We start from the raw sequence: 25,083 nt of genomic DNA, 5'->3' as shown, positions 1-25,083 counted from the left end.
TGCCCGCGAAGAGGCCAGTAAAGGCTACAGAAGTCGCTAGCCTTTGACGGGCGCCACGGCCAACTCTACCCGCTCGCTCTTCTTGATCACTGCATACACCACCGCCGTCACCAGGCTACCCGCGACGATAGCCAACAAATACAGCAAGGCATGGTTGATGGCATTGGGGATCAGCAGCACGAACAAGCCGCCATGCGGCGCCATCAGCTTGCAACCGAAGTACATCGACAATGCCCCGGTCAGCGCACCGCCGGCCACGCTGGCGGGGATCACCCGCAGCGGGTCTTTGGCAGCAAACGGAATAGCCCCTTCGGAAATGAAACAAAGCCCCAGGGCCAATGCGGCCTTGCCCGCCTCGCGCTCACTCTGGGCGAACTTGCGCCGGGCCAGGAAGGTGGCGATACCCAGGCCGATCGGCGGCACCATGCCAGCGGCCATGGTCGCCGCCATCGGCGCGTAGCTCGACGATGCCAGCAGCCCCACCGAGAAGGCGTAGGCGGCCTTGTTGATCGGCCCGCCCAGGTCGACACACATCATGCCGCCCAGCAACAGCCCCAGCAGAATGGCATTGGTGGTGCCCATACTGTCGAGGAAGTGCGTGAGGCCTTCGAGCATGGCTGCCACCGGCTGGCCGACCACGTAGATCATCACCAGGCCGGTGACCAGGCTGGCCAGCAGCGGAATGATCAAGATCGGCTTGAGCGCTTCCAGGCTGCTGGGCAAGCGTGCCCAGCGGGCAATGGCCTTGGCGCTGTAACCGGCAATGAAGCCGGCGACAATGCCACCGATGAAGCCGGCCCCCAAGGTACTGGCCAGCAGGCCACCGATCATGCCCGGCGCAAGCCCCGGGCGGTCGGCGATGGACCAGGCGATATAGCCGGCCAGCAGCGGCACCATAAGCTTGAACGCCGCCTCACCGCCTATCTGCATCAACGCAGCCGGCAAGGTGCCCGGCTGTTTGTAGGCCTCAATACCGAACACGAACGACAGCGCAATCAGCAGGCCGCCAGCCACCACCATGGGCAGCATGAACGACACGCCGGTGAGCAGGTGCTTGTACACACCGGTCTTTTCACCCTTCGCCGTGGTAGCAGCCGCTGCGGCATCGGCGCTGTTTTCCACCTTGGCTTCGGCCAGGGCCTTGTCCAGGGTGGCACGTGCCTGCTTGAGTGCAATGCCGGTGCCGCATCGGTAGATGCGCTTGCCGGCAAACCGCGCGGTCGGCACTTCAATGTCAGCAGCTAGCAGCACCACATCCGCTTCAGCAATGGCCTGGGCAGACAACGGGTTACGCGCACCGACCGAGCCTTGGGTCTCGACCGTGAGCTGATAACCCATTAGTTGCGCGGCTTGCTGCAAGGCCTCCGCCGCCATGAACGTGTGCGCGACGCCCGTCGGGCAGGCGGTGACCGCGACAATGCGTGCGCCCGTGCTGCCAACCTCGGGCGGCGCACCTGCTGCGGCCAACAGCGGTTGGGCGTTGGCCGCCGCTTCATCGAGGAAGCCCTCGCGGTCGGCCAGTGCCTGGGCGGGCGTGCTCTGGTAAACCCGCTTGCTGACGAAGCGGGCCAGGTCCACCGGGCCGGTGCTGACCACCAGCACCCAGTCGGCCTCGGCGATCTGCGCGGCACTCAGTTGCCGTTCGGGGTGCCCGGCATCCTGCACTTCTACACGGGTGCTCCAGCCGCGCCGCTGGGCAGCGGCAGACAGCAAGCGCGCGCTCAGCACGCTCGACACCTGGCCGTTGGGGCAGGCGGTGACAATGGCAATGTTCATCGGCAACCCTCTTGTTGTTCTGTCAGTTGCACGGCAGCTTCCAGACACGTCAGTTGCTCACGGTCATGGATGCCGAAGCCAACCTGGGTGACGGCCTGGGCGGCAATCGCGGTGGCGCGGATCAAGGTCTGCGCAGGCGCCTCGCCCTGCAGCAGGCCATGGACCATGCCAGCCACCAACGAATCCCCCGCCCCCACTGTACTGGCAACCCGCACGGTGGGCGGGCAGGCATGCAGGGCCAGGTCGCGGGCGAACCAGCTGACGCCCTGCTCGCCGGCAGACACCACCACGTGTTCCACGCCGCTGGCCAGCAACTGCTCGGCGGCGACGCGTTGCTGCGCCGGGTTATCCACGGCCTGGCCAAGCACTTCGCCAAGTTCTTCGGTATTGGGTTTGACCAGCCAGGGCGCGCTTTGCAGGCCGGCGCGCAGGGCTTCGCCGCTGCTGTCCAGCGCCACCTTGAGGCCAAGGGCCTTCAACTGGTCAAGCAACTGGCGGAACCAGTCGGCGCTGATCCCTCGCGGCAGGCTGCCCGCCACCACCACGGCATCGTGCCCCGGGGCGACCTGCTCCAGGCGCTGCATCAAGGCAATGCATGCCGCTTCGTCGACCTCGGGGCCTTGGCCGTTGATGTCAGTCACGCGGCCATCGGCTTCTACCAGCTTGATGTTGCTGCGGGTTTCGCCGGGTACGCGAACAAAGCAGTCGGTAAAGCCACGCCATTCAATCAACGACTCAAACGGCTGCAGGTTATCGCGCCCGAGGAAACCGCCAACGGTCACGCGGTGCCCCAGGTCGGCCAGTACCTGGGCAACGTTCAGCCCTTTGCCCGCCGCGTGGCTCTGTTGTGCATGGCTGCGGTTGACCTGCCCCGAGCGCAGGGTATCAAGGCCGATGGTGATATCCAGCGCCGGGTTCAGGGTGAGGGTAAGGATCTTGGCCATTCAGTAACGCTCCACCAGCGCGCGAACCGCTGCGGCGCTGTCTTGTTGCAGGGCCTCTCGCGCCAGGGCGCGGGCCGTCTGATGATCGGCCTGGCGAACCAGGGCCTTGACTTCGGCAATGCTGCGCGCAGACACGCTGAGTTCGTCCACGTCCAGCCCGAGCAGCACAGGCACCGCCTGCGGATCTGCCGCCAGCTCACCGCATACGCCCACCCACTTGCCGTGGGCATGGGCGGCGCGCACGGTCATGTCGATCAGGCTCAATACTGCCGGGTGCAGGCCGTCGGCCTGGGCCGAAAGGCTGGGGTGGCCACGGTCGATGGCCAGGGTGTATTGGGTCAGGTCGTTGGTGCCGATACTGAAGAAGTCCACTTCGCGCGCCAGTTGCCCAGCCAACAGGGCCGCCGAAGGCACCTCGACCATGATGCCCAGCTGCAGGTCGGCCACGGGAATTTCTGCCCGCAGGCGCTCGACCATGGCCCGCGCCTCGCGCCACTCATGCACCTGGCCCACCATGGGGAACATGATGCGCAGCGGGCGCTGGTCGGCAGTCCTGAGCAAGGCGCGCAGCTGGTCCTCCATCACTTGCGGCCGTTGCAAGGTCAGGCGTACGCCACGCACGCCGAGGAACGGGTTTTCCTCGGCGGTAATCGGCCAGTACGGCAGCGGCTTGTCGCCGCCGACATCGAGGGTGCGCACCACCAGCGGTCGCCCGTCCAGGCCATCGAGCACGCGACGGTACTCAGCCTCCTGGGTGGCAACGTCCGGGGCCTGGGGGTGGGCCATGAAAATCAGTTCGGTGCGCAGCAAGCCGACACCTTCGGCGCCCTGCTCCACCACCTTGGCGATACCGCTGCTCTCACCGATGTTGGCGAACACCTCCACGGCGTGGCCATCGCGGGTGACGGCCGGTTCAAAACGGTTGGCCCAGGCGGCCTGCAAACGCTGTTCGCGCGCATCTCGCTCGGCCAGGGCGCGCTGCAATTCATCCTCCGGCGGTGCCACGCTGACCACGCCGCGCTGGCCATCAAGCAGTAACGGTGTGCCTGCTTCCAGCAGCAAGATCGCCGCCCCCGCACCCACCACAGCCGGGATGCCCAAGGCACGGGCGACAATGGCGCTGTGTGCAGTGGCGCCACCCTGAGCAGTGACGATACCGGCGACCCGGCCTGGGTCCAGCCGGGCAACATCGGACGGGCCGACTTCGGTCATCACCAGTACGTAGGGTTGTTCGGGCTCAGCCTGGGCCTGGACACCGCACAACTGCGCCAGCACGCGGCGGCCAACATCGCGCAAGTCAGCGGCGCGCTCGGCCAGCAGGGCATCGTGCAACGCCTCTTGCTGGCGCGCCGCGGCCTCGATCACAGCCATCCACGCTGCCGCAGCGCTCTCCCCCTGGGCAAGGCGCTGCTCGACATCATCGGTCAAGGCCGGGTCGGCGAGCATTTCCTGATGCGTGACGAATATCTCGCCAATGGCCTTGTCGCTGCGCTGTACCAGCGCCTGAAGCTCGCTGGCCACCGTTGCCAAAGCCTGGTGCAACTTTTGCCGTTCCTGGGCGCAGGATTCGCCGCGCAGTGGGTAGTCGAACTCGCGCTCGACACACACATGGGCAGGTCCACTGGCAATGCCGGGCGCAGCGCCCACGCCCTGAACACGGCTACCGGCGGCGGGGGCTTGCAGCACCTGGGCCGCAACACTGGCAATGGGCTCCATGCTCTGCGGCAGCGGCTCTACCTCTTCACCCAGGCCCTGTTCAATGGCAGCCAACAGCACCGGCAAGGCGTCGGCGGCAATACCCGGCTCGGCCACCAGTTCCAGGAGCTGGCCACGACGGGCGCCAAGGCTGAGCAGCTTGCTCAGGCTCTTCACCGACACCGCCGGCTGCGCGCTGTCGACCAGGCGTACACGGATTTCCCCGTCGAAGCCTTTGGCCAGTTGCGCCAGCACCTTGGCCGGGCGGGCATGCAAGCCATGTGGGTTGGCCAGCACGATGCGCGCGCTGGGCCAATCCGCCGGCGCCTCGCCCCCCAGCACTGCCAGCACAGCTCGGCTGCTGGTGGCCTGATAGAGCATCTGCCCGCGGCCTTCGATCAGCACTTCGCACAGGCGCTCAAGCAGGGCCTGGTGAGCGGCGCCAAGGCTGGCCAGGCAGAACAGGCCATTGAGCGGCTGGTCGCGATAACGCAGGGGCTGCTGTGGAGTAACGAAGGCCAGGCCCGGCTGGCGCACCTGGCGCTCGCTGTGCAGCCACCACAGGCCCTCGCCCAGCGGCAGCGGCTCGGCCTGCTGCAGCACCGCGGCAAAACCACTGTCGACGCAGTCGGCACGCTGCAACAGGCGGGCGCCGCGCCAGGCCAGTTCGTCAAAGTCTTCAGCCGGCAGGTTCAGGCCGACCAGTTGTGCATCCAGTGCCAGCTCCTGTGGCGCGCCTTGCAGCAGCTTGAGCAGCGCTTCGGCGGAACTGGCCCGGCGCAGCGCTTCGGCCAGGTCGGTTTCGCCCAAGGCGCGGGTCAGCAGCTGCAGCAAGCGCAGGTGTTCGTCGGAACGGGCGGCGATACCGATGGCCAGGTAGACCATTTGCCCATCGCCCCAGTCTACGCCCTCGGGAAACTGCAGCAGGCGCACGCCGGTGGCATAAACCAGGTCACGGGTTTGCGGCGTGCCATGGGGAATGGCGATGCCCTGGCCAAGGAAGGTGGAGCCTTGCCCCTCGCGGTCCTGCAGCCCTTGCAAGTACCCCTGTGCGACCAGGCCATCAGCGACCAGCCGGTCCGCCAGCAGGCGCAACGCCTCGGCCTTGTCGGCGGCCGTCTGGCCCATGGCTATCTGCTCCTTGGCGAGTTCGAGCATGACCTTCTCCTTTTGCAGTTCCCGGTCGGGTACTGGAGTATTGTTGTGAAATTCACATGAAGGGCCAGTTCAACAGCCTTGCACAGATGGCAGCCGAGGCAGAAAATTCGGCAGCTGAAACGTTTAACCTGACCAGGCGGCCACGTTACTCGATAATCTGCCCGGTAAAAAGCCCCATCCTGTCGGACAATTGCGACAATGGTCGTCTGCGCATGGCGCCAGTACCGGGTCAGAATACCCGGTCCGGCCTCACAGCCAGCCCCGGAAATAACAAGGAAAATTCGGTGAAACTCAGCGATATCGCCCGCCTGGCCGGTGTGTCCGTGACCACTGCCAGCTACGTCATCAACGGCAAGGCTGAACAGCAACGCATCAGTAACAGCACTGTAGAACGGGTACGCGCGGTGGTTGAAGCCCACGGCTTTACCCCCAACCCGCAGGCTGCGGGCCTGCGCAGCCGGCACACGCGCACCCTGGGCTTCATTCTCCCGGATCTGGAGAACCCCAGCTACGCCCGCATCGCCAAGCAGCTGGAACAAGGTGCCCGCGCCCGTGGCTATCAGCTGCTTATCGCCAGCAGCGATGACCAGCCCGACAGCGAGCGCCAGTTGCAGCAACTGTTCCGCGCGCGCCGTTGTGATGCCCTGTTCGTCGCCAGCTGCCTGCCGCCGGAAGACGACAGCTACCGCGAAATGCAGGACAAAGGCCTGCCGGTGATAGCCATCGACCGCCGCCTGGACCCTGCGCACTTCTGCTCGGTTATCAGCGATGACCGCGATGCCAGCCGCCAACTGGCCGCCAGCCTGCTCAGTGCAGCCCCGCGCAGCATTGCCCTGATTGGCGCACGCCCCGAGCTGTCGGTCAGCCAGGCACGTGCCGGCGGGTTCGACGAAGCCCTGCAAGGCTATGCCGGTGATGTGCGTCGCTACCAGGGCGAGGCATTCAGCCGTGAGTGCGGCCAGCGCCTGATGCAACAGCTTATCAATGACCTGGGCGGCCTGCCGGATGCCCTGGTGACCACCTCGTACGTGCTGCTGCAAGGGGTGTTCGACACATTGCAGGCGCGCCCTGCCGACTCGCGCCAGCTGCAGTTGGGCACCTTTGGCGACAACCAGTTGCTCGACTTCCTGCCGCTACCGGTCAATGCCATGGCGCAGCAGCATGGCCTGATTGCCGCCACTGCGCTGGAACTGGCGCTGGCCGCAATCGAGGAAAAACGCTACGAACCTGGCGTGCATGCTGTCGGCCGCACCTTCAAGCAGCGCATCACGGCAGCCTGAGCATGCGCCTGGTCGACACCCACACCCACCTGGACTTCCCCGAGTTCGACGCCGATCGCCCGCGCCTGTTGGCCAACGCGGCGGCGCGCGGGGTGGAACGGATGGTGGTGCTGGGGGTTTACCAGGCAAATTTCCAACGGGTGTGGGACCTGGCCTGCGCCGATCAGCGCCTGTTCGCGGCACTGGGCCTGCACCCGGTGTACCTCGACCAGCATCGCCCGGAGCATTTGACGCAATTGCGCGAATGGCTGGAACGCCTGCACGGCGACCCACGGCTCTGCGCCGTGGGTGAGTTTGGCCTGGACTACTACCTCGAAGACCTGGACAAAACGCGCCAACAGGACCTGTTCGAAGCGCAACTGCACATGGCCTGCGACTTCGAGCTGCCCGCGCTGTTGCACGTGCGCCGCAGCCATGCCCAGGTGATCGCCACGCTCAAGCGCTACAGGCCGGCGCGGGCGGGAGTGATTCATGCGTTTGCCGGCAGTTACGAAGAGGCGCGTGAATATATCAAGCTGGGCTTTCGGCTTGGGCTTGGCGGTGCCGGCACCTGGCCACAGGCGCTGCGGCTGCGCAAGACGCTGGCGCGGCTGCCACTGGAGAGTGTAGTGCTGGAGACCGATGCGCCGGATATGGCGCCGGTGATGTATGCGGGGCAACGGAACAGCCCGGAGCATCTGCCGGACATTGCCGGGGCGCTGGCCCAGGTGATGGGAGTGGATGTAGAGGCGCTGGCGCAGGCCAGTAGCCGCAATGCTTGCGAATTGTTTGGCTGGTGCTCGCCTTTGTAGTTGCTGCGCCTGGCAGATCGAGCGCCGCGGGGGCGGCGCTCGATCTGCCAGGCGACGCAAATAGCAAGGCGACCCAAGGTCAGACCAGCACGGTCCACAGCGCAAACCCGGCATACCACAGCACTGCACAGCGCAGCAGCAGCTCCCAAAGGCTGTCCAGCCGCCCCAGGCCACGCTGACTGTCTTCTTCCTCGGGAATGTCATCGGCAATACGCCCCACCCGCGCCACCAGGTGTGCAGCGCTGATGTGCCAGTTGAGCACCTCGTGCAGCATCACCCGGGTCACTGCGAGGAAGTTGCCCACCAGCGCAAAGCTCATTGCCATCAAGCGCACCGGTAGCCAGTCCATGATGTGCCGCAGCTGTTCGGCACGCGCCTTCAGCGCAGGCTGCTGGCTGTGCTCGCCGCACAGCGCCACCAGTCGATAAGCCAGCGCCGCACCAGGGCCTAGCACGAAATACCAGAAGATCACCGCAAAAAACCCTTGGTACACCTGCCACAGCAAGTTGCCCTGCACACGCACCAACAGGCTGTGCGGCTCATCCGCCACCACGCCCAGGTCGCGCTCTGCAACATGCAGCGTCGCTTGGTCGTCACCCCGCCGCCAGGCATCACGGAACGGGCCCAACGACGCCTTGGCATCGCCACGGCCCAGGCTGTAGACCAGCACCAGCAAATGCACCGGCAAGGCCAAAAGCCCATAGGCCACCGGTTCCAGCACATGCAGCAGCAACACCAGCAGCGCTACCGGTGCCAGCACCACGACGGCCAGCGTCCACCAGGGGTGTACCTTGCCGCTGCGCTCCAGGCGAAGCAGCTCGCCAAGGAAGAACCCGTCACGCTGCACTTGATGCCGCAGGGCCGAAAACTTCTCGACCCACAGCGCCAGCAACAACACCAGAAAACTCATGCCTTGTCCTCGTTGTGCAACAACGCTTCGCGGTAGCGCGGCCAATCGAAAGACGGGCCGGGGTCGGTCTTGCGTTGTGGGGCAATGTCGCTGTGGCCCTGAATACGGCCCAGGTCGATGGCCGGCCAGGCGCTACGAATGTGCCGGGTAAGCTGCTCCAGCACGGCGTACTGAGCATCGGTATAGGGCAGGTCGTCGGTGCCTTCCAGCTCTATGCCGATGGAAAAATCGTTACAGCCTTCACGCCCGTCGAAGCACGACACACCCGCGTGCCAGGCACGCTCGAGCAACGAAACGAACTGGGTCACCGCGCCGTCACGCTCGACGAACAGGTGCGCCGAAACGGTGAGGTGGCTGATGCTGGCGAAATAAGGGTGTTCGTTGGGGTCCAGGCGGTTCTGGAAGAACTGCTGCACCTTGCCGGTACCAAAACAGGCCGGCGGCAGGCTGATGTTGTGGATCACCAGCAGGGAAACCGATTCGCCTTCGGGGCGGGCATTGAAGTTCGGCGAGGGGCAGTGGGTGATTCCGATTCCGTGGAACCAGCCAGTGGCACGGTCCAATTGCATGGGGCAAATCCTGAAAGCGCCTTGAACAGACCCACAGTATGCCCTGCCGCCAACACCGTTTGCATGTGAATGATTGTAATGTTGCCGCCTACCTCACCGGTGGCTGCCGCAGCCCATCGAGCACCGCTTCAAGCGCCCGCTCGAACAACAACCCGTCATCCAGCAGCCGCACGTCCCCTCGCTGTAGCGCCTGGGCCAGGCCGGCACCGTTCCACTCTCTCACCTTCATGCCGGTGCGGTTGGCAAACACCAGCCTGTCGCTGCTGCCGATACGCGCCACCAGTTTGCAGCGCAACGGTTCGTCGTCATCAAGTACTTCGACCCAGTTACCGATGCGCAAGCGCTGCACCTGCCGCAACGCGGCTGCCTGGCCTTCGGCAACGTGCAGCGGCGCGCAGGACGGTTCTTCGGCAATCGCCAGCACAATATCTTCGTCCACCCGCACTTCGGCCAAGGGTTGCTCATGGCCAACCGGTAACTCAGCGCCTGTGCAGGCACGCAAGTGCAATTGCTCCAGTTGCAGGAAGAACTCGCGGGTTGCCGCCGAGTTCAGGGCCACACTGGCCAACCCATCGCGCAGCGCCTTGAGCAGCCCAGGTACCTGCTGCAACAGCGCTTGCGGTTCATGCCCAGGGGTGATGCTGGCCAATAGCGTGTCCAGCGTGTGCAGGGCATCCCGCCAAGCCTGGGAGGCCTCACCTTGCTTGAGCCAGGCCAGCAGCAGCACCTGGCTCCAGGCCTGTACCAGCATTTGCACCACCACCAAAGGCAGTACCCGGCCCCGCAGGCGCTGGTTGAGCACCCGCTGCACCTGCTGCCGGGCCTGCAGGGCTCGGGCGCGTCCTTCTTCGGCGTCGCGAGTGCGCTGCTCAAGCAACTCGTTGCGCCGCCGCTCCTCCTGGTTGAACGCAAGAAACTCGTCGAGCAGGTCGGTGAAAATGCCAACATCTTCGGCAAAATCATTGATCAAGCGCTGGACCACGCGCTCTACCCGTAAGTGCAGGCTGTCGCGCAGACCTTCGCCGCTGCACTCCCAGCCAATAGCTGCGCCAGCGATTTCGTTAAGCAGCCGGCGTGCAGGGTGGCTGGCCCGACTGAACAGCCCCTTGTCCAGCAGTGCCACCTTTAACAATGGGATATGCAACCGCGCGATCAACGCACGCAGGCTGGCCGGCAGGTTGTCATCGCCCTGAATACAGGCGAACAGCAGGCCAACCAGGTTGATCGTGTCTTCGTCGGCCACGGCTATGCGCCGCCGGGTGCCGCTGCGCACGCTGACCCTCAGCAGCAATTGTTCAAGCTGTTGGCCGAGTTCAAAATCCTCAGCCTCGCCGGCAGCGGGTACGTAGTGCTGCAAATGCGAAAGCAGGCGGACCAGGTCTGCGGTGCTGATGGACTGGGCGGCAGCCACCGCCTGCAATCGGGGTGCGAACTGCCCACGCGCCGGGGCCAGCAAGGTTTGCAAAGAGGCAAAGAACGCCTGCCCTGCCGCATCTGCGCTCGCTCCCTGGCCTTGGCTTGCCACCCGCTGGCTTGCCATCATGCGCTGATCCTCGGCGCGACGGCGCGGGGCCGGTTGCAACTCGGGCAGCACACCGGCGACGGCCAGCAATTGATTGGCTTCGGCATAGATGACGTCCAGATCGCGCAAGACATAACGCTCGAACAGCTTGAGCAGGACCAGTTTGACCCTCAGGCCAACCCCCAGGTTCCGGCCAGCCTCGAGGAAGTAGCCGCACAGCGCGGCAGGGCCCAGTGGGCTGCATTGCTCATGCACGGGGCGATCGAGCAGGGCCTGCAACCGCAGGCCCAGTTGCTGCAGGGCAATGCCATCACGCGACAGCACCCGCGCAACCATGCATTCGATGGCCGCAGCCCGCTCGAGTTGCATCTTGTTGCGCAGGTTGCCCGGTTCGGCGAGAGGCGCCAGCAGGTCGACATGGCCGATGCGGGAATAGGTGTCATAAAACGTATCAAGGAAGCCGCGTTCGATACTTTTTCGCTTCAGACGCAGATCGCGCATGGCCTCGAAATACAGATTCTGGTCACAACGGTCCACGGCCTTGTCGGCCATTCCAAACAAGGTGTCATCGGCATTGTCGAACAGCGCCTGCAAGCCCTGACGCAGTTGCAACGCTGCCTTGTCGCGCACTTGCAGGAGCAATACCGGAAGGCAAGGAAGAGGCGTGCGCCCCCCTCGGTCGATGGCTGCCGCCAGGGGCACCACCTTGCCTTCGTTTTGCATCCTGGACTCCTTGCAGGTTGTCATGCCCGAAAGGGCTGAAAATCGTCAAAGCTATGACGCCAAATACTGGTCGCCATTATCGGTAAAAAATCTCACAGCTGCCAGCGCCGATTCATGGGCGGTCAACGCCCTCATTTGCAGTCATCGCCCAGCAAGACCGACCAAGGGTCATAACCCAGGCAGCTGTACACATCTGGCCCCTGCCCTATAATCGCCGGCATCTTGCTTGTGGAGCCGACCATGCCGAACCTACGCCTTGCCGACCTGACCGCTGAAATCGAAGCCAACGTGCGCCGCGCACTGTTGGAGGACATCGGCAGTGGCGATATCACCGCGCAGCTGATCCCGGCCGAGCGCCTGGCCAAGGCGACCATCATCACCCGCGAGGACTGCGTGATTGCCGGCACTGCCTGGGTCGACGCCGTGTTTCGCCAGCTCGACCCGCGCGTTGCAGTGCACTGGCAGGTGGCCGACGGTGAACGGGCTACTGCCAATCAGCCGCTGTTCCACCTGGAAGGCCCGGCCCGCTCGCTGCTCAGTGGTGAACGCAGTGCGCTGAACTTCCTGCAGTTGCTGTCGGGCGTGGCCACCCGCGCGCGCGCGCTCGCCGACCTGGTGGCAGGCACGCAAGTGCGCCTGCTGGACACCCGCAAAACCCTGCCAGGCCTGCGCCTGGCGCAGAAGTACGCGGTGACTTGCGGCGGTTGCGACAACCACCGCATTGGCCTGTACGACGCCTTCCTGATCAAGGAAAACCACATTGCCGCCAGCGGCGGCGTAGCTCAGGCAGTGGCAGCGGCGCACCGCATTGCGCCGGGCAAGCCGGTGGAAATCGAGGTGGAAAGCCTGGATGAACTGCGCGAGGCGCTGGCCGCTGGCGCGGATATCATCATGCTCGACGAGCTGAACCTGGACGAAATGCGCGAAGCGGTACGCATTACCGCTGGCAAAGCCAAGCTTGAGGCCAGTGGCGGGGTGAACGAGACGACCTTGCGGGTGATTGCCGAGACTGGGGTGGACTACATCTCGATTGGCGCCATGACCAAGGATGTGAAAGCCGTGGACCTGTCCATGCGGTTGAGCCTGTGAGCTGACCGCAGGCAATAAAAAACCGGCCTTTCGGCCGGTTTTTTTGGGGCGCTATCTGATCAGAACGAGGCGTTGGCCAGCCCGTCCAGGTAACGCTCCACGTCAAGGGCCGCCATGCAGCCAGCGCCGGCCGAGGTAATGGCCTGACGGTAAACGTGGTCAGCCACGTCACCCGCAGCGAACACACCTTCAACGTTGGTGGCGGTGGCGTTGCCTTCACGGCCGCCGTTGACTACCAGGTAGCCGTCCTTGAGGGTCAGCTGGCCTTCGAACAGCGACGTGTTCGGGGTGTGGCCAATGGCAATGAATACGCCGTCGACCTTGATTTCGTCACTGCTGCCGTCGTTGTTCTTCAGGCGCGCACCGGTCACACCCATGTTGTCACCCAACACTTCGTCCAGGGTGGCGTTGAGCTTGAGCTCGATCTTGCCTTCGGCCACACGGGCGTTGAGTTTGTCGACCAGGATCTTCTCGGCGCGGAAGGTCTCGCGGCGGTGCACCAGGGTTACCTTGCTGGCGATGTTGGCCAGGTACAGCGCCTCTTCCACGGCAGTGTTGCCGCCGCCAACCACGGCGACTGGCTTGTTGCGGTAGAAGAAACCGTCGCAGGTGGCGCAGGCCGAAACGCCCTTGCCCATGAAGGCCTCTTCCGACGGCAGGCCCAGGTAGCGGGCGCTGGCACCAGTAGCGATGATCAGTGCGTCGCAGGTGTACTTGCCGCTATCACCCTGCAGGGTGAACGGCTTGTTGGCCAAGTCGACGGCGTTGATGTGGTCGAAGACGATTTCGGTTTCGAAGCGCTCGGCGTGTTCCTGCATGCGCTGCATCAGGGCCGGGCCGGTCAGGCCGTGTGGGTCGCCCGGCCAGTTGTCGACTTCGGTAGTGGTAGTCAGCTGGCCGCCGGCCTGCATGCCGGTGATCAGCAGCGGCTTGAGGTTGGCGCGGGCCGCATAGACCGCAGCGCTGTATCCGGCAGGGCCGGAACCGAGAATGATGACGCGCGAATGACGTACTTCAGACATGTCGAACTCCTGTCGAGCCGGCCGCTCGGGCCGGCATCGGTGTACCGGCTGCGCCAGCTGGAAAATTAAAACGGACCCACGCAGCACTTGGGGAAGGCTACAACGCGCAGGCCCTGAAAGCGAAAAGTTGAGCGCACTGTAGCGAGGTCGCAAAGATTAAGGAAATATCCTTAGACAATCCACCTCATAGGCACCGTCTATTCACTGTTTTCATCGATAGCCCAGACCCCGGCGCTTTTGTTACAGCCCGTGTCCGGCTTGCCAGCCACCTTTCGTCGGCGATGCAAACTCGGTAAGGTCAGCGCGTTTTCCTTCTCTGCGGAGTCTCCCGATGCAAGCCCCTGTCCTCTCCGGCCCCCAATACCTGCGCGAAGGCCTGAAACTGGTGCTGAGCCCCAACCTGCGGCTGTTCGTGCTGCTGCCGCTGGCGATCAACCTGCTGCTGTTCGGTGGCATGGTCTACTTCGCCGGCCACCAGTTTGCCCTTTGGCTCGATGCCCTGATGCCGACGCTGCCAGACTGGTTGAGCTTCCTCAGCTACATCCTCTGGCCGCTGTTCGTTGCCTTGCTGGTGCTGATGGTGTTCTTCACCTTCACCCTGGTGGCCAACATCATTGCCGCGCCGTTCAATGGCTTTTTGTCGGAAAAGGTCGAGGTTGTGGTACGCGGCGAAGACACCTTCCCGGCGTTCAGCTGGGGCGAGCTGGTGGCCATGGTGCCACGCACCTTCAGCCGCGAAATGCGCAAGCTGGGCTACTTCCTGCCGCGGGCAGTCGGCCTGTTCATTCTGTCGCTGATCCCGGTGGTCAACGTCGTCGCCGCGCCACTGTGGCTGATGTTCGGGGTATGGATGATGGCCATCCAGTACATCGACTACCCGGCGGACAACAACAAGATGAGCTGGCAGGACATGCTGGCCTGGCTGCGCAGCAAGCGCTGGCAGTCGCTGGGCTTTGGCGGCATCACCTACCTGGCGCTGATGATTCCGGGGGTGAACGTGCTGATGATGCCGGCGGCGGTGGCCGGGGCTACGTTGTTCTGGGTGCGGGAGCGCAACTGATCCCGGAGCGCATGCGAGATTCTCTGCAGGAAATCGCTCGGTCCTTTGAGGTGCCCTGTGGGAGCGCCCGCGAATGGGGGCACGCGGTGCCTGGCACCGGCTTTGCCGGTGTTCGCGGGACAAGCCCGCTCCCACAAAGTGGACTGCTCACAGAAAAGAACCAAGCTGGCCTGGGGCTTACTGCCCCAACCGGCTGGAGAACTGCCCCACCACATCCACCACCCGTTTCGCCCCGTCCTGAATCTCGACAATCACGCTACCTGTCTCGTCAGCCAGCGCCAGCCCCTGCTCGGCCTGGCGCTTGCTGGTGTCGATGATCGCCACTGCCGCCTGGGCCAGCTGTTCGTTCTGCTGTACCACCCGGGCAATTTCCTCGGTGGCGGTACTGGTGCGCGACGCCAGCTGGCGCACTTCGTCGGCAACCACGGCAAAGCCCCGCCCTTGCTCGCCCGCGCGGGCCGCTTCAATGGCCGCGTTAAGGGCCAGCAGGTTGGTCTGCCCGGCAATGTCGCTGATGGTCTTGATGATCGAACCGATCACCCGCGACTGGGTGTCCAGCGCCTGGATGCCCTCGGCCGCCTCTTGCATCGAGGCCTCCAGGCCACGCATGACGCTGACGGTCTGGGTAACCACCTCGGTGGCTTTGCGGGCGCTGACATCGGTACCCAGCGAGGTGCTGTAGGCGACATCTGCTGCCTGGGCCACGGCCTGCTCCTGGTTGACCTGGTCGGTGATCACAGTGGCGAACTTGACCACCTTGTACAGGACGTCGTGGGCATCGAAGATCGGGTTGTAGGAAGCCTCCAGCCAGATCACCCGGCCATGGGCATCGATACGCTTGAAGCGTTCGGCGACATATTCACCACGGCGCAGCTTGTCCCAGAACGCCTGGTAGCCGGCCGAGTGCGCCTCCTCCGGCTCGCAGAACATGCGGTGATGCTTGCCGCGAATCTGCTCCAGGCGGTAACCGACAGTGGCCAGGAAACGCTCGTTGGCCGTGAGGATGGTGCCGTCGAGGTCAAACTCGATGACAGCGGTAGAACGCATCAGCGCCTTGATCAGGCTTTCATGCTCGCGGGATGCCTCGATAGTGCGGGTAAGGTCGCTGGAATGCAGGGTGAAATACTTGATGCGCCCCTCGCCGTTCTTGACCGGCTGCAGAATCGAGCGCAGCCAGGCTTCCTGGCCGTTGCCGCGCAGCAGGCGGAAGGCACCATTAAGGTGCTCGCCCCGGCTGATAGCGCTCTTCATGCGTTGATAGAAATCCAGCGACTTCACATGGGAAGGGACGATGTCCTCGATGTTGCGTCCAAGCAATTGTTCGGAACGGTAAAACATTTCGCTCTCGAAATTACCGTTGACCATCTCGATCCGTCCCTGGGGGTCGAGCTGAAGTACCAGCATCTCGCTGTCGAGACTGCTCTTGACCTGTTCCACTGACATCAGGTCTTCGCGCAGCTGCCGGATTTCTTGCTTGAGCTTGCTGTTGAACATCACCGCACTCCTGGAGCGCATCATCTAATCGAATGCATCTTCATCGGCTGCCGGTTGCACCTTCTTGAGCACCGGGCAACGAAATATTCATGAAGGCAAAAGCGTCAGTGGTCAGGCGTCATCTCTACGTCACATAACCGTCAAATTGGCGCAACCCGGCAGGCGGAAACTTTTTGTCATGAATACAGCCGCCCTGCGCATCACCCTGGTCAGCGAGACCTTCCCACCCGAAATCAACGGCGTGGCCAACACACTTGGCCGCCTTGGTGAAGGGCTGCGTCAACGCGGCCATGAGGTCGAGGTGGTACGCCCGCGCCAGGCCGGCGAAGCACCTGTGCACAACGACCCGCATCTGATGCTGTGTCGTGGCTGGGCACTGCCCGGCTACCCGGGTTTGCAGTGGGGCGAAGTGTCCATGCACACGTTGCTACGCCGCTGGCGGCGGCAGCGCCCGGACGTGCTGTACATCGCCACCGAGGGGCCACTGGGGCTCAGCGCCCTGCGCGCCGCCAAACGCCTGGGAATCGCGGTCGTCAGCGGCTTCCACACCAACTTCCCGCAGTATTCCGGTCAGTACGGGCTGGGTTTGCTGGCGCGCCTGCTCACCCACTACCTGCGCTGGTTCCATCGCCGCACGGCAATCACCTTGGTGCCCAGCCTCAGCCAGCGCCTGGAGCTGGAACGCCGTGGTTTCGAGCGCCTGGAACTGCTGGCCCGGGGTGTCGATGCCTGCCTGTTCAACCCCGCCCGGCGCAACCAGGCGTTGCGCGAAAGCTGGGGGCTGGGCCCGGACGATATCGCCGTGTTGCATGTCGGACGGCTGGCAGTGGAAAAAAACCTCGGATTACTACGCCCATGCGTTGAAGCATTGCAGAAGACTTATCCACAGAAACGCCTGCGCCTGATCCTGGTGGGTGACGGGCCACAGCGCGCCGCCCTCCAACAGCAGATACCGGATGCCATGTTCTGCGGCGCCCAGCGCGGTGAGGTGCTGGCCGAGCACTACGCCAGCGGTGACCTGTTCCTGTTCCCGAGCCTGACCGAAACCTTCGGCAATGTGGTGCTCGAAGCCATGGCTTCGGGGTTGGCGGTGGTTGCTTATGACGAGGCAGCCGCAGCGCAGCACATACGCCACGGTCACAGCGGCGTGCTGGCGATGCCGGGGGACCAGGCGGGGTTTGTCGACGCGGCCTGCTGGCTGCTGGAGGAAGAGGAAACGTTGCGCCGGGTGCGCCTTAATGCTCGCCAGCATGCCAGCCGTCAGGGTTGGCCGGCGATTGTCGAAGAATTTGAGGGGTACCTGTGCAACGCTTGCAGGCAACCAGGTGTTGCGGCTGGGCGTTCTGCGCCATTTTTGCAGCGCCTGTGAGATCGAGCGCCGCGCGGGCAGCGCTCGATCTCACAGGCGCCAAACGTTTCGCGACAGGCACTCTTCAGGCCAACGCCTTCTCGATCGCCTGCACCACCGCCGGGTCATCCGGCGCCGTGCGCGGCGAAAAACGCGCCAGCACCCGCCCATCCTTGCCCACCAGAAACTTCTCGAAGTTCCAGGTGATATCACCGGGGAACTCGGCCCCCTCACCCGCCAACAGGCGGTACAACGAATGGCGTTGCGGCCCGTTGACCTCCAGCTTGCCGCCCAGCGGGAAGCTCACCCCGTAGTTGAGGCTACAGAATTCCTGGATTTCCTTTTCGCTGCCCGGCTCTTGGCCGGCAAACTGGTTGCACGGCAGGCCAAGCACGTTGAAGCCCTTGTCCTTGTAAACCTGGTAGAGGTTTTCCAGGGCCTTGTACTGCGGCGTGAGACCACATTTGGAGGCAACGTTGACCACCAGCACCACTTGGCCCTTGAACGGTGCGAGGGACAGCTCCCCGCCGTTCAGCGCCTCCAGTTTCAGGTCGTGAAATGCACTCATGACGAATCCCCTCTCAGGTTCCCGGTTGCCGCACAGGCGAATTGCGCCCACTAAAAAGGCGCCCGTTCAAACCGTCCACCTCCCGTAGGAAGGCAAATCGGCTTGCCCGAGCGCCTGGCGACTTTCTGAGCTTAGCGCAGAAAATCAGTGGTGATGGCCACCCTCACCGTGGATGTGGCGGTGAGCGATTTCTTCTTCGCTGGCGTCACGCACGTCGACTACCTTGACCTGGAAGGTCAGGCGCTGGCCGGCCAGCGGGTGGTTGCCGTCAACGGTGACGTCGTCGCCGTCGAGGTCGCGGATGGTCACGATCTGCATCTGGCCGTCCGGCGCCGAAGCGTGGAACTGCATGCCCACTTCCAGCTCGTCAACGCCTTCGAACAGGCTGCGGTTCAGGGTGCTGACCAGCTCGGCCAGGTATTCGCCGTAGGCGTCTTCCGGCTCGATGGTAACGTTCAGCTCGTCACCGGCCTGTTTGCCTTCCAGGGCTTTTTCCAGGCCCGGGATGATGTTGCCGGCACCGTGCAGGTAGACCAGCGGCGCGCCACCGGCGGAGCTGTCGATGGTCTCCCCGGCGTCGTTGGTCAGGGTATAGTCGATGGAGACAGCCTTGTTGGCGGCGATCAGCATGGGGCAAGACCTTTTGCAAAAGTATGTAGAGCGGACAAGTGTAACCAAGCCATCGTCCGATTGCGAACGCACTGCGGACGAGCAACGGCCCATCAGTCGGATCACCGGCTTCCACCAGGACGAAGAAGGCCACTGGGTGGTCGAGCTTTCGTGCGGTCACACACAGCACCTGCGCCACCAACCGCCGTGGCAGGCACGCCCCTGGGTGCTCGATCCGGCTCAACGTACGCAGCGCATAGGCCAACCTTTTAGTTGTGGCTGGTGCGCACAAGGGACCGATAGCGCTACCCTTGGCCGTTAATTTCTTGCACCGCTTATTTCGAGAAGCACGCATGCAGACATTTTTCATTGCGCCGACCGACTTTGGTGTCGGCCTGACCTCCATTAGCCTGGGCCTGGTGCGCACCCTGGAGCGCGCCGGCCTGAAAGTCGGTTTTTTCAAGCCGATCGCCCAGCCCCACCCGGGCGACACCGGCCCCGAGCGCTCGACAGAACTGGTGGCGCGCACCCACGGCATCAAGCCACCCGTGCCTCTGAGCCTGGCCCAGGTCGAGCGCATGCTTGGCGACGGCCAGCTGGACGAATTGCTCGAAGAAATCATCCGCCTCTACCAGCAAGCCTGCGTTGGCAATGACGTGGTGGTGGTCGAGGGCATGGTGCCCACGCGCCACGCAAGCTACGCGGCGCGGGTCAACCTGCACCTGGCCAAGAGCCTGGATGCCGAGGTGATCCTGGTGTCGGCGCCGGAAAACGAAGTGCTCAGCGAACTGTCCGGCCGGGTTGAACTGCAGGCACAGCTGTTCGGCGGCCCACGCGACCCGAAGGTACTCGGAGTAATCCTCAACAAGGTGCGCACCGATGAAAGCATGGCGGACTTTGCCACCCGTCTGCGCGAGCACTCGCCCTTGCTACGCGGCAACGACTTCCGCCTGCTCGGCTGCATCCCCTACCAGCCAGAGCTGAACGCCCCGCGCACCCGCGACGTGGCCGATCTGCTCGGCGCCCAGGTGCTCAACCCCGGCGACTACGAGCAACGGCGCATGAGCAAGATCATCATCTGCGCACGCACCGTGGCCAACACGGTGCCGCTGCTGACGTCGGGTACCCTGGTGGTCACCCCGGGCGATCGCGACGACATCATCCTCGCCGTCAGCCTGGCCGCAATCAATGGCGTACCACTGGCCGGGCTGCTGCTAACCAGCGACAGCAAGCCCGACGCGCGTATCCTCGGCCTGTGCCGCGGCGCGCTGCAGGCAGGCTTGCCGATCCTGTCGGTCAGCACCGGCTCGTACGACACTGCCAACCAGCTCAATTCGCTGAACCGCGAAATCCCGGTCGACGACCGCGAGCGCGCCGAGTTCATCACCGACTTTGTCGCCAGCCACCTCGATGCAGCCTGGTTGCACCAACGCTGCGGTACGCCGCGCGAAATGCGCCTCTCGCCAGCGGTTTTCCGCTACCAGCTGATTCAGCGGGCGCAGCAGGCCAACAAGCGCATTGTCTTGCCAGAAGGTGCCGAGCCGCTGCTGGTGCAGGCCGCAGCTATCTGCCAGGCGCGCGGCATTGCCCGCTGCGTGCTGCTGGCCAAGCCCGAAGATGTCGAGGCCGTAGCCCGTGCGCAAGGCATTACCCTGCCGCCTGGCCTGGAAATTCTCGACCCCGAGCTGATTCGCGGGCGCTACGTGGAGCCGATGGTCGCCCTGCGCAAGAGCAAGAACCTCAACGCGCCAATGGCCGAGCAGCAACTGGAAGACCCTGTGGTGATCGGCACCATGATGCTGGCCCTGGACGAGGTGGACGGCCTGGTCTCGGGCCTGGTGCACTCCACCGCCAACACCATCCGCCCGGCCTTGCAGTTGATCAAGACCGAGCCGGGCTCCAGCCTGGTGTCATCCGTGTTCTTCATGCTGTTCCCCGAACAGGTGCTGGTGTACGGCGACTGCGTGATGAACCCTCACCCGAGCGCTTGCGAACTGGCCGAGATCGCCCGGCAGAGTGCTGAATCGGCGCAGGCCTTCGGCATCGCGCCGCGGGTGGCGATGATCAGTTATTCAAGCGATTCGGCCAGTGATGAAGAGGTTGGGAAAGTGCGCGAGGCGACACGCCTGGCACAGGGTGCAGCGCCGAAGCTGCTGATTGATGGGCCGCTGCAGTATGACGCGGCAGCCAACCCGGCGATTGCACGGGAGCTGGCGCCAGGTAGCCCGGTGGCAGGGCGTGCCACGGTGTTCGTGTTCCCCGACCTCAATACCGGCAACACTACGCACAAAGCAGTGCAACGCAGTGCCGACGGGGTCAGCCTGGGGCCAATGCTGCAGGGGTTGCGCAAACCGGTGAACGACTTGCCGCGCGGGGCTCAGGTTGACGATATCGTGCATACCATCGCCCTGACGGCGATTCAGGCCAGCGTAGCGCGCTAAAAGCTGGGGCTGCTTTGCAGCCATTCGCGGCACAAGGCCGCTCCTACAGGGATCGTGTAATGCCCGTGGGAGCGGCCTTGCGTCGCGATAGGGCCGCAAAGCGGCCCCGGGGGTCAATCAGGGATACTGCTGAACCTGGCCTTGCTGCTGGTCATATTGCTGACCCGGAATCGGCTTCAGGTTCACTTCCACCCGGCGGTTCTGCGCACGGCCATTGGCATCGGCGTTGCTGGCGATCGGCTGGTCCGGGCCCATGCCACGCACCGAGATACGCGAAGCATCCACACCCTGCGAGGTCAGGTAGGTGCTGACCGCCTGCGCACGGCGCTGGGACAGGTCCATGTTGTGCTGGCGGCTGCCAGTGCTGTCGGTGAAGCCGACCACTTCGATGGTGTTCTGGTTGAACTGCTTGAACGAGCCTGCCAGGTTGTTCAGCGGCGAGTAGAAGCTTGGGGCAATGTTGGCCGAGTCGGTAGCGAAGGTGATGTTGCCCGGCATGATCAGTTTGATCTGGTCGCCCTGGCGTTGAACTTCAACCCCAGTGTTGGCCATCTGGGCGCGCAGCTCGGCCTCTTGCTTGTCGGCATAGTAGCCATAACCTGCGGCTGCAGCACCTACCGCAGCGGCACCGATCAGCGCACCCTTGCCACGGTTGTTGTGGTCGATGGCAGCACCGGCGATGGCACCAGCCAGCGCGCCCAGGCCGCCGTATTTGGCAGTCTTGCTCATCCCCGTTGAGCCCTGCGCCTGACCTTGGTTGTCATAAGGGTTCTGGCCGGCGCAGCCGGTCATCAGGGCCGCGGCAGTTGCGACGATAATCAGACGACGCATGGTGAACATGGACAAGCTCCTACTGAAATTCATAAATGCGGCAGATCACAAGCGGATCTATGCCAGCCTTGGATTGCATCGGCAATGAAAAATTCCATGAAAGAGCCTTCATGTGCCTTCAGGCACGGACAAAGGGGTTTTCACGCATCTCATCGCCCAGTCGAGTATCGGGCCCGTGGCCGGTCACCACGATAGCCTCCTCGTCCAGCCGGTACAGCCGCTCCTTGATGGAACGCACGATAGCCCGCTGGTCCCCCCCCCACAAATCAGTGCGGCCAATGCCACGGCGGAACAAGGTATCGCCGGCAATCAACAGCTTGGCGTCGGCGAACCAGAAGCTCATCGAGCCTGGGGTATGCCCTGGCGTATGCAAGGCCACGCCACAGCCGCAGGCCAGTTCTTCGTCATCGCCCAACCAGCGATCGGGAGCCGGCACCGGCGTGTAGGGAACGCCGAACATCTGGCACTGCATCTCCAGGTTGTCCCACAGTACCTGGTCGTCCTTGTGCAGGTGCAAGGTGGCGCCGGTCAGCTCCTTCAATTTGCCCGAGGCAAGAAAATGGTCGAAGTGCGCGTGGGTGTGGATGATGCTCACCAGCGTCAGGCCGTGGGCCTGCAGGCGCGCGAGGATCTTGTCCACATCCCCACCTGGGTCGACGACGATGGCGTTTTTGGTCAGCGGGTCGCCGATCAGTGTGCAGTTGCACTGCAGGGGGCCTACGGGGAAGGTTTCGCGGATGAGGGCAGGTGGGGTCTGGGTCATGATGAGCTCTAAAGCAAAGCCTGGGTCTTTGAAGAGCGTGACAGGAAAATGGGGTGGGCGCACGCGGTTCATGCCTTGCGAGGTGTGGCGCCTGTGAAATCGAGCGCCGCGCGGGCGGCGCTCGATGTATGCACGCCACATATCCTAAGGCAGGAACAACCTGAACAACCCGCCACCCAGCGCGCCGCCATTGGAAATCTCGATCCGCCCCCGCACCCCGCCACTTTCATGCAGCGCTGCAATGCGCGCCGCAAAATACAGCCCCAGGCCAGTACTGCCGCTGGTCGAGTCAATGCCCTGGATGTACTCCTCCTGGCGCTCGAGCATGTGCTTTGGGTAACCCGGGCCGTCATCGTTGACGCAAATGGCCAGCTGGTTGTCGGCCTCTTCAATGGTGATCAGCAAGGCGTGCCCGGCAAAGCGGGTGGCGTTGGTGATGACGTTGGCAATCACCGAGGCCACCAGTTCGCGGTCGAAAAAGCCCAGCGGGTTGTCGGTGTCGATGCGCCAGGTGGCGAGGATGTCGTTGTGTTTCAGTACTTCCTGGTGCGCCGCCAGCTGGGCTTCGATGAAGTCATCCAGCTCGTGATAGTCCGGGCATACCGGCAATTGGTTCACACCCAGTTTGTACAGCCCCAGCAACTGCACCAGCATGCCGTTGAGGTGACGAAACTCGTGCTCCATGATCCCCTGTTCGGCACCACCGCGCAGCTCTTCAGGCAAGCGTTCCACCCACTGGTTGTGGGACTGGATCAGCGCTGCCAAAGAGCTTTTGAGGTCGTGCACGGTGGAGGCGATCACCGTGGAAAAATCCAGCCCCTGATTGTCTTGATTCATGCGCCGAACACTCGGATGTGCAGTTTGCGGTAACGGTCATAGCGATTGTCGCTGGCAGGGATACCGGCCACGCTGGTCAAGGCGTCCTGGCATTCCTGCATGATCGCGGGCTGAGGGTTTTCACCGCCAATGCGCAGCAGCGCCTGGGCGGTGTTAAGGGCGATGCTGATGTTCTTCGGCTGCATACCCAGCGCCTTGCGGAACAGTTGCAACGCCTCGCCAAGCTGCCCTCCCTGGTAACTGCGCACACCCTGGCGATTGAGGGTGACCGCTTCGGTAATGGCGTTGAGCACGCTGGGGTCGTCCGTCAGCTTGCCGACTTTTTCCATGACCTTGGGGTCATCGCCATAACTTTCCACACAGTTCTTCAGCACGCCGAGGGCGGCGGTTTCCTGCCCCATTGCCTGCAACTGCGCGGCAACGGTCAGGGCCGCATCGACCGAGAAGAACTGGTTCATCTTGTCCAGGCGCTGGATCGCCTGTTCGGTCAGCTTGCCGGCTGTTTCCGGGTCGCCCGCCTGCTGCAGGCTGGCCGCCTTCATCATCCGCGCACGCACCTGCAAGCCTTGGTCTTCGGGGTTTTCCTTGGCCACTTCGCTGAGCGTGGTGTTGATTTCGACCCGGGTACGGGCGTCCAGGCCAAAGCCTGCGTTCTTGCTCATCAGCGCCTGCACCAGGCCAAGGTTGTTTTCAGCATCCTTGTAGCGCGAGCTCTGCCCCTGATTCACGGCATGGCGGAACGCCTTCGACGCGCTCTCGAAGTCTTGGTTTTCCAGCGCCAGCTTGCCCAGCGTCGACTGCCGACGGACCGACAGTGGTGAGAGGCGTACGGCTTCTTCAAGCAGGTTTTGTGCGCGCCTGGTATCGCCCTGAGCCACCAGCACTTCGGCCATGCCGTCGTAAAGGCCGGGCATGATCGGGAACGCCTTGAGCGCCTGCTCGTACACGCCCTGGGCCTGGGCATTCTGGCCACGCTTGTGCATCAGGGCGCCCAACGCGGCATACACCCAAGGCTGCGGGCGGCTGGCCAGGATGGCCTTGAGGAACTTTTCCAGTTCCTCGAAGCGGTTGAGGTTGCGCAGGGCGTCGGCCCGATAACGCAGGCACAGCGGTGCCAGGCGCGGGTCCTTCTTGCACAGTTCGGCACAGGCAGCCAGCACTTCGGCCGGGCGGTTGCGGTCCAGTGCCTGCAGGATCGGCTTGAGCAGCGTCTTGCGCTGGAACAGTTTCTCGACGCGCTGGGCCAGGCCAACGCGGTTGAACGGCTTGGTCAGGTAGGCATCGGGCTCGTGCTCGATGGCGCTGAGGACAATGGCCTGGCTGCTCTCGGCCGTGACCATGATGAACACGCACTCATGGCTGATGTGCTTGTCGATGATCAGGTCTTCGAGCACCTGTTGGCCGTTCTTCTTGCCGTCGCCCAGGTGGAAGTCCTGCAAGATGAAGTCATAGCGCTTCTGTGCGCACATGCGCAGCGCCTGCTCGCCGCTGTCGGCGGTATCCACGTCGCGCACGCCCAACTCGCGCAACATGGAACGAGTCGACGTGCGAAAGTCGGTAAAGTCGTCGACGATCAGAAAGCTCTTTTGCCCGTACTGCAGCATCAACACGACCTGCCTTGGAATGATTGAAAAATCGCGCGAGGCGATGCCA

The 25,083-nt window shown here is 63.7% G+C and carries 20 protein-coding genes and 2 pseudogenes; 7 read left to right on the top strand and 15 right to left on the bottom strand.

Features of this window, described 5'->3' with window-relative positions; translation table 11 throughout:
* Positions 1–36: 36 nt before the first annotated feature.
* From ACK1VC_RS17450 to ptsP, 3 genes are read right to left on the bottom strand one after another with little or no spacing between them, the layout of a single operon-like run.
* The gene (locus tag ACK1VC_RS17450; RefSeq protein WP_191087271.1) at positions 37–1,776 is read right to left on the bottom strand and encodes a PTS fructose-like transporter subunit IIB; all 1,740 of its coding nucleotides are present in this window, start codon (positions 1,774–1,776) and stop codon (positions 37–39) included.
* Complete coding sequence (pfkB, locus tag ACK1VC_RS17445; protein WP_102667828.1) at positions 1,773–2,720, bottom strand: 1-phosphofructokinase; 948 nt, start codon at positions 2,718–2,720, stop codon at positions 1,773–1,775. The genes ACK1VC_RS17450 and pfkB overlap by 4 nt, the downstream gene beginning before the upstream one ends.
* The gene (gene ptsP / locus ACK1VC_RS17440; protein WP_191087270.1) at positions 2,721–5,573 is read right to left on the bottom strand and encodes a phosphoenolpyruvate--protein phosphotransferase; all 2,853 of its coding nucleotides are present in this window, start codon (positions 5,571–5,573) and stop codon (positions 2,721–2,723) included.
* Positions 5,574–5,857: 284 nt separating this feature from the next.
* On the opposite strand from ptsP, the gene cra reads away from it, so the two are divergent.
* A complete protein-coding gene (gene cra / locus ACK1VC_RS17435) occupies positions 5,858–6,853 on the top strand; it encodes a catabolite repressor/activator (RefSeq protein WP_024717667.1) in 996 nt (331 codons plus the stop codon).
* Between the two features lie 2 nt (positions 6,854–6,855).
* On the top strand, positions 6,856–7,644 hold the full coding sequence (locus ACK1VC_RS17430) for a TatD family hydrolase (RefSeq protein ID WP_191087269.1): 789 nt from the start codon (positions 6,856–6,858) through the stop codon (positions 7,642–7,644).
* A 79-nt stretch (positions 7,645–7,723) separates the two neighbouring features.
* Here the strand turns inward: ACK1VC_RS17430 and ampE are convergent, their stop codons facing one another.
* From ampE to ACK1VC_RS17415, 3 genes are all read right to left on the bottom strand, one after another.
* Positions 7,724–8,554, bottom strand: a complete 831-nt coding sequence (gene ampE, locus ACK1VC_RS17425; protein WP_024717666.1) for a regulatory signaling modulator protein AmpE — start codon at positions 8,552–8,554, stop codon at positions 7,724–7,726.
* Positions 8,551–9,123, bottom strand: a complete 573-nt coding sequence (gene ampD, locus ACK1VC_RS17420; protein ID WP_016484915.1) for a 1,6-anhydro-N-acetylmuramyl-L-alanine amidase AmpD — start codon at positions 9,121–9,123, stop codon at positions 8,551–8,553. Before ampD ends, ampE begins: the two co-directional genes overlap by 4 nt.
* Before the next feature lie 88 nt (positions 9,124–9,211).
* The gene (locus tag ACK1VC_RS17415) at positions 9,212–11,368 is read right to left on the bottom strand and encodes a DUF1631 domain-containing protein (RefSeq protein WP_102667831.1); all 2,157 of its coding nucleotides are present in this window, start codon (positions 11,366–11,368) and stop codon (positions 9,212–9,214) included.
* 240 nt (positions 11,369–11,608) lie between these two features.
* Between ACK1VC_RS17415 and nadC the strand changes: the two genes are divergently transcribed.
* Positions 11,609–12,457 carry a carboxylating nicotinate-nucleotide diphosphorylase gene (gene nadC / locus ACK1VC_RS17410; RefSeq protein WP_016484912.1) on the top strand — a complete coding sequence of 283 codons (849 nt, stop codon included), beginning with the start codon at positions 11,609–11,611 and terminating at the stop codon, positions 12,455–12,457.
* A gap of 59 nt (positions 12,458–12,516) precedes the next feature.
* Here nadC and trxB read toward each other — a convergent pair whose 3' ends face one another.
* Complete coding sequence (gene trxB, locus ACK1VC_RS17405; RefSeq protein WP_016484911.1) at positions 12,517–13,479, bottom strand: thioredoxin-disulfide reductase; 963 nt, start codon at positions 13,477–13,479, stop codon at positions 12,517–12,519.
* Between the two features lie 331 nt (positions 13,480–13,810).
* Between trxB and cysZ the strand changes: the two genes are divergently transcribed.
* A complete protein-coding gene (gene cysZ / locus ACK1VC_RS17400) occupies positions 13,811–14,539 on the top strand; it encodes a sulfate transporter CysZ (RefSeq protein ID WP_095115851.1) in 729 nt (242 codons plus the stop codon).
* A 177-nt stretch (positions 14,540–14,716) separates the two neighbouring features.
* Here cysZ and ACK1VC_RS17395 read toward each other — a convergent pair.
* Together ACK1VC_RS17395 and ACK1VC_RS17390 are read right to left on the bottom strand one after the other, a co-directional pair.
* A pseudogene (locus ACK1VC_RS17395) lies at positions 14,717–15,130 on the bottom strand (methyl-accepting chemotaxis protein); the annotation flags it as partial.
* A gap of 174 nt (positions 15,131–15,304) precedes the next feature.
* Positions 15,305–15,904: pseudogene (locus ACK1VC_RS17390) on the bottom strand (PAS domain-containing protein); the annotation flags it as partial.
* Between the two features lie 307 nt (positions 15,905–16,211).
* On the opposite strand from ACK1VC_RS17390, the gene ACK1VC_RS17385 reads away from it, so the two are divergent.
* Complete coding sequence (locus tag ACK1VC_RS17385; protein WP_016484908.1) at positions 16,212–17,402, top strand: glycosyltransferase family 4 protein; 1,191 nt, start codon at positions 16,212–16,214, stop codon at positions 17,400–17,402.
* 64 nt (positions 17,403–17,466) lie between these two features.
* Here ACK1VC_RS17385 and ACK1VC_RS17380 read toward each other — a convergent pair whose 3' ends face one another.
* Positions 17,467–17,949 carry a glutathione peroxidase gene (locus tag ACK1VC_RS17380; RefSeq protein WP_016484907.1) on the bottom strand — a complete coding sequence of 161 codons (483 nt, stop codon included), beginning with the start codon at positions 17,947–17,949 and terminating at the stop codon, positions 17,467–17,469.
* A gap of 144 nt (positions 17,950–18,093) precedes the next feature.
* Positions 18,094–18,579 (bottom strand): FKBP-type peptidyl-prolyl cis-trans isomerase, encoded by a 486-nt coding sequence (locus tag ACK1VC_RS17375; RefSeq protein ID WP_016484906.1) that lies wholly within the window; start codon positions 18,577–18,579, stop codon positions 18,094–18,096.
* Between ACK1VC_RS17375 and ACK1VC_RS17370 the strand changes: the two genes are divergently transcribed.
* Positions 18,578–18,880, top strand: a complete 303-nt coding sequence (locus ACK1VC_RS17370; protein ID WP_024717665.1) for a DUF3565 domain-containing protein — start codon at positions 18,578–18,580, stop codon at positions 18,878–18,880. The genes ACK1VC_RS17375 and ACK1VC_RS17370 overlap by 2 nt on opposite strands.
* A 31-nt stretch (positions 18,881–18,911) precedes the next feature.
* Complete coding sequence (gene pta, locus ACK1VC_RS17365) at positions 18,912–20,999, top strand: phosphate acetyltransferase (protein WP_191087268.1); 2,088 nt, start codon at positions 18,912–18,914, stop codon at positions 20,997–20,999.
* 117 nt (positions 21,000–21,116) lie between these two features.
* Here the strand turns inward: pta and ACK1VC_RS17360 are convergent, their stop codons facing one another.
* The 4 genes from ACK1VC_RS17360 to ACK1VC_RS17345 all read right to left on the bottom strand — a co-directional run bounded on the left by ACK1VC_RS17360 (position 21,117) and on the right by ACK1VC_RS17345 (position 25,034).
* On the bottom strand, positions 21,117–21,839 hold the full coding sequence (locus tag ACK1VC_RS17360) for an OmpA family protein (protein ID WP_016501466.1): 723 nt from the start codon (positions 21,837–21,839) through the stop codon (positions 21,117–21,119).
* Between the two features lie 109 nt (positions 21,840–21,948).
* Positions 21,949–22,593 carry an MBL fold metallo-hydrolase gene (locus ACK1VC_RS17355; RefSeq protein WP_024717664.1) on the bottom strand — a complete coding sequence of 215 codons (645 nt, stop codon included), beginning with the start codon at positions 22,591–22,593 and terminating at the stop codon, positions 21,949–21,951.
* A gap of 144 nt (positions 22,594–22,737) precedes the next feature.
* The gene (locus ACK1VC_RS17350; RefSeq protein ID WP_016484902.1) at positions 22,738–23,430 is read right to left on the bottom strand and encodes a sensor histidine kinase; all 693 of its coding nucleotides are present in this window, start codon (positions 23,428–23,430) and stop codon (positions 22,738–22,740) included.
* Positions 23,427–25,034, bottom strand: a complete 1,608-nt coding sequence (locus ACK1VC_RS17345) for a tetratricopeptide repeat-containing response regulator (protein WP_016484901.1) — start codon at positions 25,032–25,034, stop codon at positions 23,427–23,429. The genes ACK1VC_RS17350 and ACK1VC_RS17345 overlap by 4 nt, the downstream gene beginning before the upstream one ends.
* Positions 25,035–25,083 lie beyond the last annotated feature (49 nt).

The organism is Pseudomonas sp. XP2 (assembly GCF_053557975.1).
Note: the sequence above shows the minus strand (reverse complement) of the source record. Positions and strands in the feature narration are given on the sequence as shown.

Bases quoted from the DNA above. Each gene is read 5' to 3' on its own strand.
- ACK1VC_RS17415 (WP_102667831.1), bottom strand. From the start codon at position 11,368: ATGCAAAACGAAGGCAAGGTGGTGCCCCTGGCGGCAGCCATCGACCGA.
- ACK1VC_RS17350 (WP_016484902.1), bottom strand. From the start codon at position 23,430: ATGAATCAAGACAATCAGGGGCTGGATTTTTCCACGGTGATCGCCTCC.
- ACK1VC_RS17375 (WP_016484906.1), bottom strand. From the start codon at position 18,579: ATGCTGATCGCCGCCAACAAGGCTGTCTCCATCGACTATACCCTGACC.
- cysZ (WP_095115851.1), top strand. From the start codon at position 13,811: ATGCAAGCCCCTGTCCTCTCCGGCCCCCAATACCTGCGCGAAGGCCTG.
- ampE (WP_024717666.1), bottom strand. From the start codon at position 8,554: ATGAGTTTTCTGGTGTTGTTGCTGGCGCTGTGGGTCGAGAAGTTTTCG.
- ACK1VC_RS17380 (WP_016484907.1), bottom strand. From the start codon at position 17,949: ATGAGTGCATTTCACGACCTGAAACTGGAGGCGCTGAACGGCGGGGAG.
- ampD (WP_016484915.1), bottom strand. From the start codon at position 9,123: ATGCAATTGGACCGTGCCACTGGCTGGTTCCACGGAATCGGAATCACC.
- nadC (WP_016484912.1), top strand. From the start codon at position 11,609: ATGCCGAACCTACGCCTTGCCGACCTGACCGCTGAAATCGAAGCCAAC.
- pfkB (WP_102667828.1), bottom strand. From the start codon at position 2,720: ATGGCCAAGATCCTTACCCTCACCCTGAACCCGGCGCTGGATATCACC.
- ACK1VC_RS17360 (WP_016501466.1), bottom strand. From the start codon at position 21,839: ATGTTCACCATGCGTCGTCTGATTATCGTCGCAACTGCCGCGGCCCTG.
- ACK1VC_RS17355 (WP_024717664.1), bottom strand. From the start codon at position 22,593: ATGACCCAGACCCCACCTGCCCTCATCCGCGAAACCTTCCCCGTAGGC.
- ACK1VC_RS17370 (WP_024717665.1), top strand. From the start codon at position 18,578: ATGGGGCAAGACCTTTTGCAAAAGTATGTAGAGCGGACAAGTGTAACC.
- ACK1VC_RS17430 (WP_191087269.1), top strand. From the start codon at position 6,856: ATGCGCCTGGTCGACACCCACACCCACCTGGACTTCCCCGAGTTCGAC.
- ACK1VC_RS17345 (WP_016484901.1), bottom strand. From the start codon at position 25,034: ATGCTGCAGTACGGGCAAAAGAGCTTTCTGATCGTCGACGACTTTACC.
- ptsP (WP_191087270.1), bottom strand. From the start codon at position 5,573: ATGCTCGAACTCGCCAAGGAGCAGATAGCCATGGGCCAGACGGCCGCC.
- ACK1VC_RS17450 (WP_191087271.1), bottom strand. From the start codon at position 1,776: ATGAACATTGCCATTGTCACCGCCTGCCCCAACGGCCAGGTGTCGAGC.
- pta (WP_191087268.1), top strand. From the start codon at position 18,912: ATGCAGACATTTTTCATTGCGCCGACCGACTTTGGTGTCGGCCTGACC.
- trxB (WP_016484911.1), bottom strand. From the start codon at position 13,479: ATGTCTGAAGTACGTCATTCGCGCGTCATCATTCTCGGTTCCGGCCCT.
- ACK1VC_RS17385 (WP_016484908.1), top strand. From the start codon at position 16,212: ATGAATACAGCCGCCCTGCGCATCACCCTGGTCAGCGAGACCTTCCCA.